Origin of the sequence: Actinacidiphila acididurans (assembly GCF_016918855.1) — a bacterium.
GTDB classification, from domain to species: domain Bacteria; phylum Actinomycetota; class Actinomycetes; order Streptomycetales; family Streptomycetaceae; genus Actinacidiphila; species Actinacidiphila acididurans.
In genome coordinates, this window is record NZ_JADKYB010000004.1 from 127,847 (window position 1) to 143,374 (window position 15,528).

Below are 15,528 nucleotides of genomic sequence, written 5' to 3' on the forward strand. Positions count from 1 at the left end.
CGGCGAATTGCGGGCAGATATTCACCCCACCATTCGGAAGGTGAGTGACGAGTGTCCGGAGGTTCATTCCGCCCATTCGCGTTCCCCCGGGGCCGCCTTTTCCGTCCTGTGCCGTCGGAGTCGGAAAAAGACAAAGGTTTGTGCGGGAGCAGGAATGAGGCTTCGTCGTCAAGGGTGGGACCGTGCCCCCCCCCCCCCCCCCCCGCTGATTTCCCGGTGCCGTACTTCCGTACGTCCGGGTGCTGGGGGGCGCCGTTTCTGCCCAGTTGCGCGGTCGGCGTTTTGAGCAATGGCAATTCCGAACCATCTATCCCGCCTATGCGGGGCGCCGATATCGGAAGCGCGTAGGCTCGTCCATTGCAGGTCGTACCCGTTCGCGGCCAAATCCGCGGCGACAATGTCGAGTCCCCGCGTCCTGATTGCTGCCACGTTTTCCAGGAATGCGATTTCGGGTCGTAGTATCCGAATGGCGTCGGCGACGCTTTTCCAGACTCCGGAGCGCTTTCCATTGATTCCCTCCCTCGTTCCCGCGCTGGAGATGTCCTGGCAGGGAAATCCGGCCGTGATGGTGGTGACTTCCGGGTGGTCCTCTGCAACGGCCTGCCAGTCTGCCCGCGTGATGTCCCCGAGATTCGGCACCCCGGGGAAGTGGGTTGCCATCACGGCCGAGGCGTGCGGGTCAATTTCCGCGTACAGCGCGAGGCGCTGACCCGTCAGACGCTCAACGGCCAAGTCAAGGGCGCCAATCCCCGAACAAAGACTCAGGATCAAGGCAACTCCCGCGTGACTGCGCCACACTTGGCGCAAGTCCACGCGGGAACGCTGCTATTGGCGTGCGTGGTGATGTCAGCCCAGACATGAAGAATGGGCGCTATCCGATGGATAAGCGCCCTGATTACAAGCGTTGGCCGCATGGTCAAGTCCTTCCGTTGCATCCCCTCTGGCCTGCGGTGTCTCCGGGCGCGAAGTAGGGGCAGTACCGGCAGTCATCCGCTATCGGGAAGGTGCGCGCTATCTCCAGCGCTGACCCCTCACGTGCCTTGCACTCCGCGGCTATCCGGTCAACGCGCGCGAGTGCGTCTATGGCCACGCTGGGGTCATAGGGCTCGGTCCATACGTACAGGTCGTCTAGCGTGGCGTTCTCCCGCGGCCAACCGACGATTGCCACGTGATCGACCTTTTCCCCGCGCAGGCGGGCCCCGTAGGCGTAGGTGTGCACCTGCACGCGATAGACCGGAGTCGGCCCCGCGGTGCGGAGCTTATCCAGCGACCATCGGCCCATGGCTTTGTGGTCCAGGACCATAAGGAGAGTCCGGTCAAGCAAGTCGCTTGTGCCCCGCGGTACATGCTCACTGGGGAAGGTGAGCGGAACTTCTACGGCGTACCGCCCCGTTCCCGCATTCGCCCATGTGAGCATTCGTGCCAATCCCTCATGCACGCAACTACCAACGTAGCTAGCCCAATTGTCACCCCCGGGATTGACGCATGGCACCCGCAGTAGGGACAGTGCCAAACGACGGTCACAAGGGGTTCCGATTTCGGACGGGCCGAGTGTCGTCTGAGTCTGCCTGTCCAGACGATTCGTGTACGCATAGAAAGTCTCTTTCAGCCGTGCCGCAATCTCCGCCCCCTGCCGTGTCATCGGCGCCGCATGGGCAAGTGCCCGCGGGGGCCGGTCCGGCTGGACGAACGGCGGGTCCGGCTGCCTCAACTGCTGTGGTGATGGATTCGGCGTACTGGTCGATTCCCGGGATGGGGTCCACTCTTCACCGCCCCCGCTGTTGCCGGCGGCCCCTGTGAGGCGCCCAGGTACGTATACGCCGCTCATGGCGCACTCGGTGCCGTCGCGGTTGTTGTGGTTGCGAAAGCGGTTCGTCAGAGTCGGCGCGACATCTTTTCCGCATACGGGGCACCGATATTTCTCACTGTCCATACAGGGCCGCCAATGCCTGAACTTCCTCCGTCATGTACCGGCGCTCACCCGCGGCTGTCTGGACGGGGGTGAGCACTCCGCGGAGTTCCCATCGGCGCACGCGACCAGGGCGGACACCGAAGTACGCGGCCACCTGTTCGCGCGTCATCAGGTCGGGAGGTTCAACCGGCCGCACTCTGCGGATCACCCTGCGGCGCTTCACCGCTCACCCCAGGTGGCTATGTGCCGCCGCATGATCCAAAGAGCCTGCGGGCCCGTGATAGCTACCGGCCCCATGCGGTAGCGGCCCAGGTGTCCGCTGTCCGCGTACCAACGCCACTCCGCTGGGGACGTGTGCCCGGCGCGCTTGTGACAGAGCAGGGGCAGCGCGCGCGGGCTCCGCCGGTCGCGCGTCTCTATGAGCTGCCGCCACCAGTCGGCCCACTGTGCTGTCTGCATGTGGGGCGCGGGCCGCTGTCGGCAGTGCGAGCAGTAGGGGGCGCCCCCGACGTCCTTTACGGAGATAATCACGGGCGGCCGGGCCGTCGGCACGGGTTCGACGTCCCCGGAGTCGAGAGCGCCCGTCAAGGCGTTCCGGCGCGCGTCGCCGAATCCCGCACCTGCCAGCCACCGGACAACGGCTGTCTCTGCCGCGGTACCGCGCTTCTTGTTCCTGTTGCTCAACGACACCACTCTTTCGGGTCGTGGTGCCGCGTGGCCCTGCCGTGGGCGCAGGCGGCACCGAGGTAGGGTTCTGGGAGTCCGGTCCTGCCTTGCGGCGCACAGCGTCCAGGAACCGGGCGCATAGCGGCCCCCTGTCATGCGGACCGGGGGGCGGCACTTCGGACGGGTGCTTGCGCATGCGGCGCCCGGACACGACGAGACCCCCGCCTCTTGCACAGGCGGGGGTCTCGTTCGTTATGCGGAGTCTCGGCTCAGTTCGACGTCATCTCGGTCAAACCTTGTCCACCGATCGCCGTCCCACGTGTTCCACACGATCGTGATGACCGTACGGGTTTGCAGGTCCACGCACAGCACGAGTCGCGGTGTGTGGAGTAGGTGTCTACCCGGATACTTCCTCGCGGGTATCGGCCGTGTCGGATGCTCAAGCGCCTCGCGCAACTCTTCCGCGTCCAGCGCCATTTCCACGGCCCGTGTGAGCGCGTGATGTGTGAACGTCCAGCCGCTTATGCCTACGTCGTGCACTGCTACCCCTTTCGGGGCAGCAGCCCCTACCTAGGCGTAATGATGATGGTGGACAGGTCTAGTTCCTCCGGCTCCGGCACGTAATTCTTAGGGCGGGGGCCCCGCTTCCGCGGCGGAGCCTGCATGAGTTCCACCCGCAGGAGGGTGCGGAGGATTTCACGCTTACGCCCCAGGCTCATGCCCTGCCAGAGTCCGGCCGCATTCTGATAGTTGAGAGCGAACGGAGCTAGCGGCGATTCGCTGACCGCGGCAGAGAGTTCATTCGCTATCTCGTTCAAGCGCTTGTTGATCAGAGCCGTCCCAGCCTCAAGCTGGGCCATGTCTATATTTTTGTCGGGATCGACGTAAGCCAGCGTCAGTTCATTCTTCTTCTGCCGCAGCGTTGCCGCCTCATCTCGCAGCGCTTCAACGTCTACGCTGGGAGACGTAATAATCAGGTCTACAATGTCCGGCCGCGACAGGCGTTCGACCGCTACGCGCTCAATGTAGAGATCCAATTGCGGTGCAGGCTGCCGACCGCGATTGCACGTATTGCAGAGGTAGAGGGGCGTTCCGCTGGGGGACTTGAGGCGCTGCCTCATTGTTCCTCCCCCGCACTGCCCACACTCGAATATCAGGCTGCCCAACCACTTGGTTACGTTGCCCGTGGTTGTCTTCCGCCCAGGGGTCGAAAAAAGCGTAATGAGCGCCTGACGTTCTTCTTCTGTGATGATGCCCGGGAAGGCGTGCCACTTCACGATTTCGCCGCGGTACTCGGCATGCCCGGCCACGCGGGGACTCGTCAGGATGCCCCTGATAGTGACAGCACCCCACTTTGACGTTTCCGCGTACTTACCTGTCCGCTTCCTCTCGCCTGACTCCGTGACCGTTCTGACTTTCCGCTTCGCAAGGTCGCGGAGTAGCTGATTCATCGGCACGCCCGACAGCAGTTCTTCTTTCCACTTCCGGATTTCCTTCGCCTCATCCGGTCGGTACTTCGTCATGTCGAGGACCGGCACGTCTTCATATATCCGGTCGGCAACGTCAGCTTTCGGATTGATGCACTTGGAGCGGACGCGGCCGGTGTCCACCCCCCATCCGTACGGGCGAACGCCTCCGCCCCATTCGCCATTACGCGCGCGCCGCTTGTGTGACAGGGCAACGCGTTCGCCTTTGTGTCCGGATTCCTCTTCCGCCGCAACAATGTCCCGTTGGAAGTCGCCTCGCCCTGCGGAGCGTTCGAAGTTGTACTCTCCGCCCCGCTGGTGGGAGAACAATCGGACTCCGTGAGTACGGCACAGCCGGATGAATTCCCGAGCCTCGCCGACATCCCGAGTCAGGCGGTCCGCGTGCCAGACAATGACGATGCGAATCAGTCCGGCCGCGATGTCACGCAACAGTGACTCGTATCCGGGGCGTTCCTTTCCGGAGTACGCCGAAATACCGATGTCCTCGTAGCGGACCTGAACGGGTTCCCCGATACCCTCTCCGAATTCCTCGTTTTCGAGGTGCTGGGAGTTGACGCCATGGCCTAGTTTTTGCTCGTCAAGGCTCACGCGCCCGTAGCTCACGCAGAGTGCAACCAGCACTACAGAATGAGGTATATTGCGGGATTGGGTGACTTGCTGAGGCATGTGTCCGGTTTACCCTCGGTTTGGCACCCCGTCTAGGGGTGAGTGATTGGGGACACAAGCCCTGAGTGGGGAAGTCCACCCTCCTGCACCTCATGGGGACCCTCGACCTGCCGAGCGAGGGCACCGTGGAGGTGGCCGGGCAGGACGTGGCGGCCCTGTCCGACCGGCGGCTGTCGGCGCTGCGGGGGCGCTGGCTGGGCTTCGTGTTCCAGCAGTTCCACCTCACCGACGGGCTCAGCGCGACCGAGAACGTGGCCAGCGGTCTGCTCTACGCCGGGGTGCCGCGCCGCCGGCGCCGCCCGCTCGCCGAGGAGGCGCTGGCCCGGGTCGGTATGGCGCACCGCCTCGGCCACCTGCCGCACCAGCTCTCCGGCGGCGAACGGCAGCGCGTGGCGATCGCCCGCGCACTGGTGAACTCCCCCGCCCTGGTGCTGGCCGACGAGCCCACCGGCGCCCTGGACACCGCCAACGGCCGGGCCGTCCTCGACCTGCTCACCCGGCTCAACACGGAGGGCACCACCATCGCCGTCATCACCCACGACCGGGAGATCGCCGCCCGCCTGCCGCGCCGTATCGAACTGCGGGACGGCCGGATCGTGGCCGACACCGGTCCCGGCGGCCGGCCGCTCGTGGACGGCCCGACCGAGGAGGCCGCCGTATGAGCCGTACGATCCGAAACCGACGTCACGCTGTCGGACGCGGGAGACGCGGGAGCGACGTGGACGGTACGGACGCGCGTACGCCCTTCGCCGCCGGCCCGCGGTCGGTGCGGCTGTCCCCCGGTGACGTGCTGCGGCTCGGGCTGGTGGGGCTGCGGGTGCGCAAGCTGCGGGCGGCGCTGTCGGCGCTGGGGATCTCGATCGGGATCGCCACGATGATCGTGGTGACCGGGATCCCGGCGTCCAGCCAGAAGGGGCTGCTGGAGCAGTTGACGGCGCTGGGCACCAACATGCTCCAGGCCCAGCCGCAGCCGAACCAGACGCCGCCGGTGCTGCTGCCGCCCGCCGCGGACGCGATGGCACGGCGGATCGGGCCGGTCACGCGGGCGAGCGCGGTCGCGAACACGCACCGCGGCGTGCAGCGCACCGACCGGTCGGACCCGAGCGACAGCGTCGGCATCAGCGTGCTGGCCGCCCGGGACGACCTGCTGGCGGCGGTGGGCGGCCGGGTGCACACGGGCACCTTCCTGACGCCGGCCACCGACCGCTTCCCGACCGTGGTGCTCGGCTACCAGGCCGCCTCCTGGCTGGGCTTCCGGCAGCTCCCGGCGGGCGGGCCGCTGCCCCAGGTCCTCATCGACCGGCGGCTGTTCACCGTGACCGGCATCCTCGACCCGATGCCGCTCACCCCCGAACTGGAGCAGTCGGTACTGGTCGGCTGGCCGGCCGCGACCCTCTACCTGGGGTTCGACGGGCACCCCACAGTGGTCTACGTCAAGGCCCGCGAGGACGCGCTGGAGGACGTACGGGCGGTGCTGCCGGCCACCCTCTACCCGCAGCTCCCCGGCCTGATCGAGGTCAGCCGGCCCTCGGACGCGCTGGCCGCCAAACGCGCCACCGAGCACACCTTCTCCTCCCTCTTCCTGGGCCTGGCCGGAGTCGCCCTGCTGGTCGGCGGCATCGGAGTGGCCAACACCATGATCATCTCCGTGCTCGAACGCCGCCGCGAGATCGGCCTGCGCCGCGCCCTGGGCGCCGGCCGTGGCCAGATCCGGGGCCAGTTCCTCACCGAGGCCGTCGTCCTCTCCGCCGCCGGCGGCATATCCGGCGCCCTCGCCGGCGCCCTCGCCGTCCTCGGCTACGCCACGGCCCAGGGCTGGCCCCCCGTCGTCCCCCTCTCCTCCCTCGCCGAAGGCCTCGCCGCCGCCCTCCTCATCGGCATGACCGCCGGCGTCTACCCCTCCCTCCGCGCCGCCCGCCTCCCCCCGACGGAGGCCCTGTCGGCGACGTGACGACGAAGGCGGTGCGTCGAAGGTTCAGCCGCGCCGGTTTACGAGCAGCACGGCGAATGGAAGGCACTATGGTGAGGGCAGGTCGAGAGGAGGGAGTGCCAAATGAGTGCGGCGTACGACTACGGCGAGTTGCACGAGCTGATCGACCACCTTGAGCCCGAGCAGGCCGAAGAGGTGCGGCAGTACGCACTGCGCCTGGTGCATTCCGTTCCATCGCGCTTTCGTGTGCTGCGCAGCTTCGACGGACCGGCCACGAATCTAGGGGCTCGTGCCAAGGACATCGTTCGTGAGGAGTTCGGTCAGAGCGATGCTGATCGTTGACACCGGTCCGCTGGTTGCCCTCCTGAACCGTAAGGACTCCGACCACGAGCGGTGCTCAGCACTGCTGGAGAGTCACAACGGCGAACTGCTCATCACGCCTTACGTCCTGACCGAGACCTGCTATCTCGTTCAGAAGCGCCTGGGGGGAGCAGTAGAGACCAACCTCGTGGAAGCCGTCGCCGCCGGAGAATTCACGCTGGTCCCCGCCGAGGGCCGTGACCTCGCCCGGATCGGGCAGCTCATGCGTCGCTACCAGGGCTTTCCCCTTGGCATTACTGACGCCTCCGTCATCGCCCTGGCCGAGCGGCTGAAGCTGACGGAGGTCGCAACGCTTGATCACCGGCACTTCCGGGCGGTCGTACCCGAGCACGTACCCGCGCTCACCCTCCTGCCCTGACCCCCACCCCGCCCTCCGAAAAAAATCTCCGCCACCCTGTCGATTTCCGGCGCCCCCGTTCGACGCGTGAGTGAGCGGCGGGAAGAGAGCGCCGCGGACCGAAGAAGAACGGCAAGGCAGGAAGAGGCGAGCGGAATGCGCTACATGATGCTGCTGCGGCTGGACCAGGACCAGGCGGGGAAGCAGCCGAGCGATGAGCTGATGGCCGAGATGGGGAAGCTGCTGGAGGACATGACCCGGCAGGGGGTGCTGCTGGACACCGCGGGGCTGGCACCAGTGGCGGAGGCGACGTCGCTGCGGCTGTCCGCGGGGAAGACCACCGTGGTGGACGGGCCGTTCACCGAGGCCAAGGAGTTCATCGGGGGCTACTGCCTGGTGCAGGCGAAGGACCAGGACGAGGCCGTGCAGTGGGCCCGGCGGTTCCTCGCGATCCACGGCGACCAGTGGGACCTGACCGCGGAGGTGCGGCAGGTGATGGAGCCCTGAGCGAGGGCGGCAACGGGGGAGCCGCCGCGGGCCCGCTTTGCGCGGGTCCGCCGCGGCTGCTGTGATGGGTGACCGTGACGGCAGGAAGCGGACCGGAACGGCGGGCGGTGGACCGTACCGTCGACGCGGTGTGGCGGATCGAGTCGCCGCGGCTGATCGCCGGCCTGACCCGGATGACGCACGACCTCGCAGTGGCCGAGGAGCTCGCGCAGGACGCGCTGGTGGCCGCGCTGGAGCAGTGGCCGCGGGAAGGCGTGCCGCGCAATCCGGGCGCGTGGCTGATGACGACGGCCAAGCGGCGCGCGGTCGACCAGATCCGCCGGGACCGCACCTTCGCCCGCAAGCTGGAGCTGCTCGGGCACGAGCTGGAGATCGCGCAGGGCGCGGACGAGGGCCCGGCGGACCCCGAGGAGATCCAGGACGACCTGCTGCGGCTGGTGTTCGTCGCCTGCCACCCGGTGCTGGCCCGCGAGGCCCGGGTCGCGCTGACCCTGCGGCTGCTCGGCGGCCTGACCACCGACGAGATCGCCCGCGCCTTCCTGACCGGCGAGGCCACCGTCGCCCAGCGCATCGTCCGCGCCAAGCGCACCCTGGCCCGCGAGCAGGTGCCCTTCGAGGTGCCGTCCGGCCCCGCGCTCGGCGAACGCCTCGCCTCCGTGCTGGAGGTGGTCTATCTGATCTTCAACGAGGGGTACGCGGCCACCGCCGGCGACGACTGGATGCGGCCGGCGCTGTGCGAGGACGCGCTACGGCTGGCCCGGGTGCTGTCCGGGCTGCTGCCGCGCGAGCCCGAGGTGCACGGCCTGACCGCGCTGCTGGAACTCCAGTCCTCGCGCGCCGCCGCCCGCTCCGGCCCCGACCCCGTGCTGCTGGCCGACCAGGACCGGGCCCGCTGGGACCGGCTGCTGATCCGCCGCGGGTTCGCCGCGCTCGCCCGGGCCGACGCCGCCGCTGCCGCCCGCGGCACCCCGCCCGGCCCGTACGCCCTCCAGGCCGCGATCGCCGCCTGCCACGCCCGCGCGGCCACCCCCGGCGAGACCGACTGGGCCACCGTCGCCCGGCTGTACGAGGCCCTGTCGCTGCGCGCCCCCTCGCCCGTGGTGGAACTCAACCGCGCGGTCGCGGTCGGCATGGCCGACGGCCCGGCCGCCGGGCTGGCCCTCGCCGACGCCCTGGCCGCGGCCGGCTGCCTGGCCGGCTACCACCTGCTGCCCGCCGTCCGCGGCGACCTGCTGGCCCGCCTGGACCGCCGCGCCGAGGCCCGCGCGGCCTTCACCGAGGCGGCGGACCTGACCCGTAACAACGCCGAACGCACCCTGCTGCTGCGCCGGGCCGCGGAGAGCGCCTAGCCGGCGGGCGCGACCGGACAGCCGCACGGCCACGGCAGGCGGACCACCGTACGGTCGGGCGGCCGTACGGTCACAACGGGGCGGGGCGCGCTCAGGACTTGGGGTCGGCCGCCTTCGCCGCCGGGCTCGGGCGGCGCTCCTCGGCGGCTTTCGCCGCCGGCGGCCGGCTCTTGTCGGCGGGCTTCTCCTCGAAGTCGATCTTCTTCATCTGCTTGCCCATGTTCTTCATCAGCGCCCACAGGGCGACGGCGATGACGGCGAAGATCACGAACCCGAGGAGGCCGGGCGTGACCTTGTCCTGGTTGAGGTCCTGGGCGAGCGGGACCAGTGCGGGGTGGGCCAGCAAGGGGGCGGCGTCAGCAGTCACGCCGACCATTGTCGCTCAGGCGCCGCGGACGCCCGCGAAGAGGTCGTCCTCGGGCATCGAGACGTCCACCCGGGACCGGGCCAGCTCGTAGTCCTCGGTCGGCCAGACCTCGCGCTGAATGTCCAGCGGCACCCGGAACCACGGCCCGTCCGGGTCGATCTGGGTGGCGTGGGCGATCAGCGCCTTGTCCCTGATCTCGAAGAAGTCCCCGCACGGCACGTGCGTGGTCAGCGACCGCTCCGGCCGGTCGGACTTCTCCCACATCTTGAGCCACTCCTCGTACGGCGACTCCAGGCCGCGGGCGAGCAGCGTCTCGTGCAGGGCCAGCGTGCGCTGCCGGTTGAAGCCCTGGTTGTAGTAGAGCTTCAGCGGGGTCCACGGCTCGCCCGCCTCCGGGTAGCGGTCCGGGTCGCCGGCCGCCTCGTACGCCACCACCGAGATCTTGTGGGTCATGATGTGGTCGGGGTGCGGGTAGCCGCCGTTCTCGTCGTACGTGGTGATCACGTGCGGTCGGAACTCGCGGATCAGCTTGACCAGCACACCGGCCGCCTCGTCCACGTCCTGGAGCCCGAAGCAGCCCTCGGGCAGCGGCGGCAGCGGGTCGCCCTCGGGCAGGCCCGAGTCGACGAAACCGAGCCAGGCCTGCTTCACACCGAGGATCTGCCGCGCCTCCTCCATCTCCTTGGCGCGCACCTCGTGGATGTGCTCCTCGATGTAGGGGTCGCCCTGGAGCTTGGGGTTCAGCACCGAGCCGCGCTCACCGCCGGTGCAGGTGGCCACCAGGACGTCCACCCCCTCGGAGACGTACTTGGCCATGGTGGCCGCGCCTTTGCTGGACTCGTCGTCGGGGTGGGCGTGCACGGCCATCAGTCGCAGTTGCTCGGTCAAGGCGGGTCCCTCGGTCCTCGGTGTCGGCGGGGTCTGGGCGTCGGCGTCGGGTCGTCTGCGAGGGTGCTCCTCGGGCCCGCCCGCGTCACCCCCGGCCCCCTCCGTCGGCCGGGAGGGCACCTCCTATAGTGACCGAGGGCGGCGGGGAAAAATTCCGCGGCCCGGGCAGGAGGGACGATCATGACGGCTGTCGGGCCCGCGGACCGCTACGGGCGGAACGCCGACGCGGACGCGCGCGCCAACCGCCAGCTCAGGATCGCCGCGATCCTGCTGGGCGCGCTGGCTGTCATCGGCATCGGCTGGTACGGCTGGCATTCGGTCGTCGACAGCAAGGTCAGCGCCCAGGTGGTGGCCTTCAAGGCGGTCTCCGACCAGGCGGTCGAGATCCACCTCGAGGTGCACAAGAGCAGCGGCACGGTCGCGGTGTGCACCCTGCGCTCGGAGGACAAGGACCACAACGAGGTCGGCCGCAAGGACGTCACCCTGGCCGAGCACGCCAAGCAGGTCGACACCATCGTGACGGTACGCACCACCGCGCGCGGCGAGACCGGTGAGCTCGTGCACTGCGGTACCGCGCCGAAGAACTGACCTTCCGACGAGCCGACCGCAGGGCCCGCCGTACGCGCAGCGCGGCGCCGCCGTCACCCGGAGGGTTAATACTCCCGTCCACCGCCGGTAATTGTTAGGCTCGTGGTTTCGTCCCGGCGAGCGATGGCAATGCACTTGTTCATCGGGTGGGGGTACCTCGGCGACAGCGGAGGAAGCCCGTACGTCTCGCAGGAACGACCGCCGGCCGCGCACGTGGCCGGCGGCACGGCACACGGCACCACATGTACCGACGAGGAGCACCTGTGACCCAGACCAGCGACAACGTCACCTGGCTCACCCAGGCGGCGTACGACCAGCTCAAGGCCGAGCTGGAGCATCTGTCTGGTCCGGCGCGCGCCGAGATCGTCGCCAAGATCGAGGAAGCCCGCCAGGAAGGCGATCTCAAGGAGAACGCCGGCTACCACGCGGCGCGCGAGGACCAGGGCAAGCTCGAACTGCGGATCCGCCAGCTGAACCAGATCCTGGAGAACGCCAAGGTCGGCGAGGCCCCCGCGGACGACGGCGTCGTGGCGCCGGGCATGGTGGTCACGATCGCGTTCGACGGCGACCCGGACGACACGGTCACCTTCCTGCTGGGTTCCCGCGAGGGAGTGGCCGGCGACCTCGAGACGTACTCCCCGCAGTCGCCGCTGGGCCGGGGCGTCACCGGCAAGCGAACCGGTGAGGACGCGACGTACGAACTGCCCAACGGCAAGCCGGCCACGGTGCGCATCCTCGAGGTCAAGCCCTACCGGGGCTGATCGACCCCGTACGCGACGGAGCCCCGGCCGCCAGGTGCGGCCGGGGCTCCGTGCGTCCGCTGCTACGCGGTCGCCGAGCGGTACTTGCGGACCGCCAGCGTGCGGAAGGCCAGGATGATCAGCACGGACCACACGAGCGAGGCCCACACCGGGTGCTCCATCGGCCACGCGTTGGAGTGCACCACGCCCGGGTTGCCGAACAGTGTCCGGCAGGCCTGGACGGTGGCGCTGAACGGGTTCCACTCGGCCACGTGCCGCAGCCAGGGCGTCATCTTGTCCGGGGACACGAAGGCGTTGGACACGAAGGTCACCGGGAACAGCCAGATCAGGCCGCCGGAGGTGGCCGCCTCCGGGGTGCGCACGGTCAGGCCGATCAGCGCGCCGATCCAGGAGAAGGCGTAACCCAGCAGGAGCAGCAGCGCGAAGGCGGCGAACATCTTCGGCACGCCGTGGTGGATGCGCCAGCCGACCAGCACGCCGACTATCGCGAGCACCACCACGGTCAGCGCGGTCTGCACCAGGTCGGCCAGGGTGCGGCCGGTGAGCACCGCGCCGCGCGACATCGGCAGCGACCGGAACCGGTCCACCAGGCCCTTGTGCATGTCGTCGGCGATGCCGGCGCCCGCGCCCGCGGTGGCGAAGGTGACGGTCTGCGCGAAGATCCCGGCCATCAGGAACTCGCGGTAGGCGGTCGCCGAGAAGGTGCCGCCGACGTTCACCGAACCGCCGAAGACGTAACTGAACAGCACCACGAACATGATCGGCTGCACCAGGCCGAAGATCACGACCTCGGGGATGCGCATCATGCGCAGCAGATTGCGCCGGGCGATCACCAGGGAGTCGTGCATCGACTGCAGCACTCCCCCGGCGGCGGTGGGCGCGAGAGTGCGCGTGTTCGGGTCGGTCACGACGGTCATTTCACCGCCTCCTGTGCGAGCGACGGCTCGGTGCCGTCCCCGGCGCCCCCGTTGCCCGCGGCTTCCTGCTCGGCCCGGTGGCCGGTGAGCGAGATGAACACGTCGTCGAGGGTCGGGCGGCGCAGCCCGATGTCGTCGATCTCGATGCCCTCGGCGTCCAGGTCCCGGATGATCTCGGCGAGCAGCTTGGCGCCGCCGGTGACCGGGACGGTGATCTTGCGGGTGTGCTGCTCGATCCCGGCCTCGCTCTTGCCGCGGGCGGACAGGATGCGGGCCGCGGCCTCGATGCGGCCGCGCTCGTGCACCACCACCTCCACCCGCTCCCCGCCGGTGCGGGCCTTGAGCTCGTCGGAGGTGCCGCGCGCGATGACCAGGCCGTGGTCGACCACGGCGATGTCGTGCGCCAGGTGGTCGGCCTCCTCCAGGTACTGAGTGGTGAGCAGCAACGTGGTGCCGCCCGCGACCAGTTCCTGGATGACCTCCCACAGCTGCTGCCGGTTGCGCGGGTCGAGCCCGGTGGTGGGCTCGTCCATGAACATCACCGGCGGGCTGACCACCAGCGCGGCGGCCAGGTCGAGCCGGCGGCGCATGCCGCCGGAGTACGTCTTGGACGGCCGGGTCGCGGCGTCGGCCAGGTTGAACCGCTCCAGCAGCTCGTCCGCGCGGGCCCGGGCGGCCTTGGCGGAGAGCTGGTAGAGCTGGCCCACCATCTGCAGGTTCTCCCGGCCGGTCAGGTACTCGTCGACCGCCGCGAACTGCCCGGACAGGCCGATGTGCCTGCGGACCTCGTTGGGATTCTTCAGGACGTCGATGCCCGCGACCACGGCCTTGCCGCTGTCGGGACGGAGCAGGGTGGTCAGGACCCGTACGGCGGTGGTCTTCCCCGCGCCGTTGGGACCGAGCAGGCCGAGTACGGTCCCCTCCGGTACGTCGAGATCCACTCCCCCCAGCGCTCTGACGTCGCCGAAGGTCTTGACCAGACCTTCGGCGTAGATCGCGCCCGGCATGTTGTTCGCTCCCGTCGGTTGCTCGATTGTCGCTGTGCCCGAGCCGCGCACGGCGGCTCCTCCCCGGTAGACCGGCACCGCGGCCGTAACTCATCGCGTACCTGTACACGTACACGCACGCGGGCATGCGCGCACGGCGGACGCCCGGGTGACAGGGCGCGATAATGCCAGACGCGATATATCGCGTCAACGGGATTTACGGGGGCGCCCGGGCGGGGTCAGCGGGTGCGGCGGGTCCGGCGGTTCCGTCGGGGTCGGCAGGTCGTCCGGCCGGCTCAGTCGATCACCGGGTACCCGGCGTCCTCCAGCGCCGCGCCGAGGGCCGCGCAGTGCTCGTGGCCCTTGGTCTCCAGGTGCACCTCGACCTCGGCCTCGGTCAGGCCGAGCCGGGGGTCGGTCCGGACGTGGCTCACGTCGAGGACGTTGGCGTCCGCCGCCGAGAACACCCCCAGCAGCGTGGCCAGCGCGCCGGGGCGGTCGTGCAGGCGGACCCGCAGCGACAGGTAGCGGCCGGCCGCGGACATGCCGTGCCGCAGGGTGCGCTGCATCAGCAGTGGGTCCACGTTGCCGCCGGACAGCACCGCCACCACCGGCCCGGCGAACGACTCCGGTGCGGCCAGCAGCGCCGCCACCGGGCTCGCCCCGGCCGGCTCGACCACCATCTTGGCCCGTTCCAGGCACAGCAGCAGCGCCGAGGACAACTGGTCCTCGGTCACCGTGACCACCTCGTCCACCAGCTCGCGGATGATCGCGAACGGCAGGTCGCCGGGCCGGCCGACCATGATCCCGTCCGCCATGGTGGCCACCGATTCCAGCGTCACCGGACGCCCGGCGGCCAGCGAGGGCGGGTACGCCGCCGCGCCCGCGGCCTGCACCCCCACGATCCGCACCTGCGGCCGCAGCGCCTTGACCGCCAGCGCCACCCCCGCGGCCAGCCCGCCGCCGCCCACGCCCACCACGATCGTGCCGACCTCCGGGCACTGCTCCATGATCTCCAGGCCCAGCGTGCCCTGGCCGGCGATGACGTCCTGGTGGTCGAAGGGGTGGATGAAGACCGCGCCGGTCGACTCCGCGTACTCCTTGGCCGCCAGCAGCGACTCGTCGACCACCGCGCCGTGCAGCCGCACCTCGGCGCCGTACTCCCGGGTCGCGGCGACCTTCGGCAGCGGGGCGCCGACCGGCATGAACACCGTCGAGCGCACCCCGAGCAGCGAGGCCGCCAGCGCCACGCCCTGCGCGTGGTTGCCGGCGCTGGCCGCGACCACCCCGGCCGCGCGCTGCTCCGGGGTGAGCCCGGCGATGCGCACGTACGCGCCGCGGATCTTGAACGACCCGGTCCGCTGCAGGTTCTCGCACTTCAGGTGCACTGGTGCCCCGACCAGCGACGACAGGTGACGCGAGCCCTCCATGGGGGTGACCCGGGCTACGCCGGCGAGCATTTTGTGCGCACCGCGCACGTCGTCGAGAGTGATCGCTGCGGGCCGGCTTGCGTCCATGGCCCCAGTGTCGCAGCTCTGCCTTCCCCGCACCCCCAGCGCCCTCACCTGGGCCTTCGCACCGCCCCCGGGGCGTGGGCGCGCCCGGACGGCGCATCCGCCGGTGGTACGGACCCGCGCCGACCCGCCGGGACCGGGCGTACGGCTGCTTTCGGGCGCATTGCGGTTTGGGCGGGAACGGCCCCTGGGCCACTCGCTCCGCGTACTCTTCTCCCAACTTCAGGCCCAACTTCAGGCCCCGTCCCCCTCATTGCAGGACCGAGAGAACG

The 15,528-nt window shown here is 69.5% G+C and carries 17 protein-coding genes; 9 read left to right on the top strand and 8 right to left on the bottom strand.

Going from position 1 to position 15,528, the window contains the following annotated elements; all coding sequences use genetic code 11:
- Window positions 1-168 precede the first annotated feature (168 nt).
- From ITX44_RS08325 to ITX44_RS08335, 3 genes are all read right to left on the bottom strand, one after another.
- A complete protein-coding gene (locus ITX44_RS08325; protein WP_307795165.1) occupies window positions 169-813 on the bottom strand; it encodes a DNA cytosine methyltransferase in 645 nt (214 codons plus the stop codon).
- A 1,109-nt stretch (window positions 814-1,922) separates the two neighbouring features.
- Entirely contained in the window at window positions 1,923-2,081 is a 159-nt protein-coding gene (locus ITX44_RS42980) for a MerR family transcriptional regulator (RefSeq protein ID WP_372440868.1), read from the bottom strand.
- Window positions 2,082-3,144: 1,063 nt separating this feature from the next.
- Window positions 3,145-4,731 carry a recombinase family protein gene (locus tag ITX44_RS08335; protein WP_236060265.1) on the bottom strand — a complete coding sequence of 529 codons (1,587 nt, stop codon included), beginning with the start codon at window positions 4,729-4,731 and terminating at the stop codon, window positions 3,145-3,147.
- 65 nt (window positions 4,732-4,796) lie between these two features.
- On the opposite strand from ITX44_RS08335, the gene ITX44_RS08340 reads away from it, so the two are divergent.
- The 6 genes from ITX44_RS08340 to ITX44_RS08365 all read left to right on the top strand — a co-directional run bounded on the left by ITX44_RS08340 (window position 4,797) and on the right by ITX44_RS08365 (window position 9,235).
- Window positions 4,797-5,393, top strand: a complete 597-nt coding sequence (locus tag ITX44_RS08340) for an ABC transporter ATP-binding protein (RefSeq protein WP_307795166.1) — start codon at window positions 4,797-4,799, stop codon at window positions 5,391-5,393.
- Window positions 5,394-5,449: 56 nt separating this feature from the next.
- Window positions 5,450-6,682 (top strand): ABC transporter permease, encoded by a 1,233-nt coding sequence (locus ITX44_RS08345; RefSeq protein WP_307795167.1) that lies wholly within the window; start codon window positions 5,450-5,452, stop codon window positions 6,680-6,682.
- Window positions 6,683-6,784: 102 nt separating this feature from the next.
- A complete protein-coding gene (locus tag ITX44_RS08350) occupies window positions 6,785-7,003 on the top strand; it encodes a hypothetical protein (protein WP_205356431.1) in 219 nt (72 codons plus the stop codon).
- Window positions 6,990-7,400, top strand: coding sequence for a type II toxin-antitoxin system VapC family toxin (locus ITX44_RS08355; protein WP_205356432.1), 411 nt, complete (start codon window positions 6,990-6,992; stop codon window positions 7,398-7,400). Before ITX44_RS08350 ends, ITX44_RS08355 begins: the two co-directional genes overlap by 14 nt.
- Window positions 7,401-7,535: 135 nt before the next feature.
- Window positions 7,536-7,886: a YciI family protein gene (locus ITX44_RS08360; RefSeq protein ID WP_205356433.1), complete on the top strand. Its 351-nt coding sequence runs from the start codon at window positions 7,536-7,538 to the stop codon at window positions 7,884-7,886.
- Window positions 7,887-7,954: 68 nt separating this feature from the next.
- On the top strand, window positions 7,955-9,235 hold the full coding sequence (locus tag ITX44_RS08365) for an RNA polymerase sigma factor (RefSeq protein ID WP_307795168.1): 1,281 nt from the start codon (window positions 7,955-7,957) through the stop codon (window positions 9,233-9,235).
- A 91-nt stretch (window positions 9,236-9,326) separates the two neighbouring features.
- Here ITX44_RS08365 and ITX44_RS08370 read toward each other — a convergent pair whose 3' ends face one another.
- The gene (locus tag ITX44_RS08370; RefSeq protein WP_307795169.1) at window positions 9,327-9,602 is read right to left on the bottom strand and encodes a hypothetical protein; all 276 of its coding nucleotides are present in this window, start codon (window positions 9,600-9,602) and stop codon (window positions 9,327-9,329) included.
- A gap of 15 nt (window positions 9,603-9,617) precedes the next feature.
- Window positions 9,618-10,490, bottom strand: a complete 873-nt coding sequence (gene mca / locus ITX44_RS08375; RefSeq protein WP_205356435.1) for a mycothiol conjugate amidase Mca — start codon at window positions 10,488-10,490, stop codon at window positions 9,618-9,620.
- A 180-nt stretch (window positions 10,491-10,670) separates the two neighbouring features.
- Between mca and ITX44_RS08380 the strand changes: the two genes are divergently transcribed.
- From ITX44_RS08380 to greA, 3 genes are all read left to right on the top strand, one after another.
- Window positions 10,671-11,078: a DUF4307 domain-containing protein gene (locus ITX44_RS08380; protein WP_205356436.1), complete on the top strand. Its 408-nt coding sequence runs from the start codon at window positions 10,671-10,673 to the stop codon at window positions 11,076-11,078.
- A 123-nt stretch (window positions 11,079-11,201) separates the two neighbouring features.
- Entirely contained in the window at window positions 11,202-11,345 is a 144-nt protein-coding gene (locus ITX44_RS08385) for a hypothetical protein (protein ID WP_205356437.1), read from the top strand.
- Window positions 11,342-11,839 (top strand): transcription elongation factor GreA, encoded by a 498-nt coding sequence (gene greA, locus ITX44_RS08390; RefSeq protein ID WP_205356438.1) that lies wholly within the window; start codon window positions 11,342-11,344, stop codon window positions 11,837-11,839. The genes ITX44_RS08385 and greA overlap by 4 nt, the downstream gene beginning before the upstream one ends.
- A 62-nt stretch (window positions 11,840-11,901) precedes the next feature.
- Here greA and ITX44_RS08395 read toward each other — a convergent pair whose 3' ends face one another.
- The 3 genes from ITX44_RS08395 to ilvA form a co-directional block, all read right to left on the bottom strand.
- The gene (locus ITX44_RS08395) at window positions 11,902-12,756 is read right to left on the bottom strand and encodes an ABC transporter permease (protein WP_205356439.1); all 855 of its coding nucleotides are present in this window, start codon (window positions 12,754-12,756) and stop codon (window positions 11,902-11,904) included.
- Window positions 12,753-13,763: an ATP-binding cassette domain-containing protein gene (locus ITX44_RS08400; protein WP_205356440.1), complete on the bottom strand. Its 1,011-nt coding sequence runs from the start codon at window positions 13,761-13,763 to the stop codon at window positions 12,753-12,755. The genes ITX44_RS08395 and ITX44_RS08400 overlap by 4 nt, the downstream gene beginning before the upstream one ends.
- Before the next feature lie 275 nt (window positions 13,764-14,038).
- The gene (gene ilvA / locus ITX44_RS08405; RefSeq protein WP_205356441.1) at window positions 14,039-15,259 is read right to left on the bottom strand and encodes a threonine ammonia-lyase; all 1,221 of its coding nucleotides are present in this window, start codon (window positions 15,257-15,259) and stop codon (window positions 14,039-14,041) included.
- Window positions 15,260-15,528 lie beyond the last annotated feature (269 nt).

What these genes read in the sequence shown, in the direction of transcription:
- ITX44_RS08380 (WP_205356436.1), top strand. Translation starts at nt 10,671, where the DNA reads ATGACGGCTGTCGGGCCCGCGGACCGCTACGGGCGGAACGCCGACGCG.
- ITX44_RS08350 (WP_205356431.1), top strand. Translation starts at nt 6,785, where the DNA reads ATGAGTGCGGCGTACGACTACGGCGAGTTGCACGAGCTGATCGACCAC.
- ITX44_RS08360 (WP_205356433.1), top strand. Translation starts at nt 7,536, where the DNA reads ATGCGCTACATGATGCTGCTGCGGCTGGACCAGGACCAGGCGGGGAAG.
- ITX44_RS08400 (WP_205356440.1), bottom strand. Translation starts at nt 13,763, where the DNA reads ATGCCGGGCGCGATCTACGCCGAAGGTCTGGTCAAGACCTTCGGCGAC.
- ITX44_RS08355 (WP_205356432.1), top strand. Translation starts at nt 6,990, where the DNA reads ATGCTGATCGTTGACACCGGTCCGCTGGTTGCCCTCCTGAACCGTAAG.
- ITX44_RS08335 (WP_236060265.1), bottom strand. Translation starts at nt 4,731, where the DNA reads ATGCCTCAGCAAGTCACCCAATCCCGCAATATACCTCATTCTGTAGTG.
- ilvA (WP_205356441.1), bottom strand. Translation starts at nt 15,259, where the DNA reads ATGGACGCAAGCCGGCCCGCAGCGATCACTCTCGACGACGTGCGCGGT.
- ITX44_RS08385 (WP_205356437.1), top strand. Translation starts at nt 11,202, where the DNA reads ATGGCAATGCACTTGTTCATCGGGTGGGGGTACCTCGGCGACAGCGGA.
- ITX44_RS42980 (WP_372440868.1), bottom strand. Translation starts at nt 2,081, where the DNA reads ATGACGCGCGAACAGGTGGCCGCGTACTTCGGTGTCCGCCCTGGTCGC.
- ITX44_RS08395 (WP_205356439.1), bottom strand. Translation starts at nt 12,756, where the DNA reads ATGACCGTCGTGACCGACCCGAACACGCGCACTCTCGCGCCCACCGCC.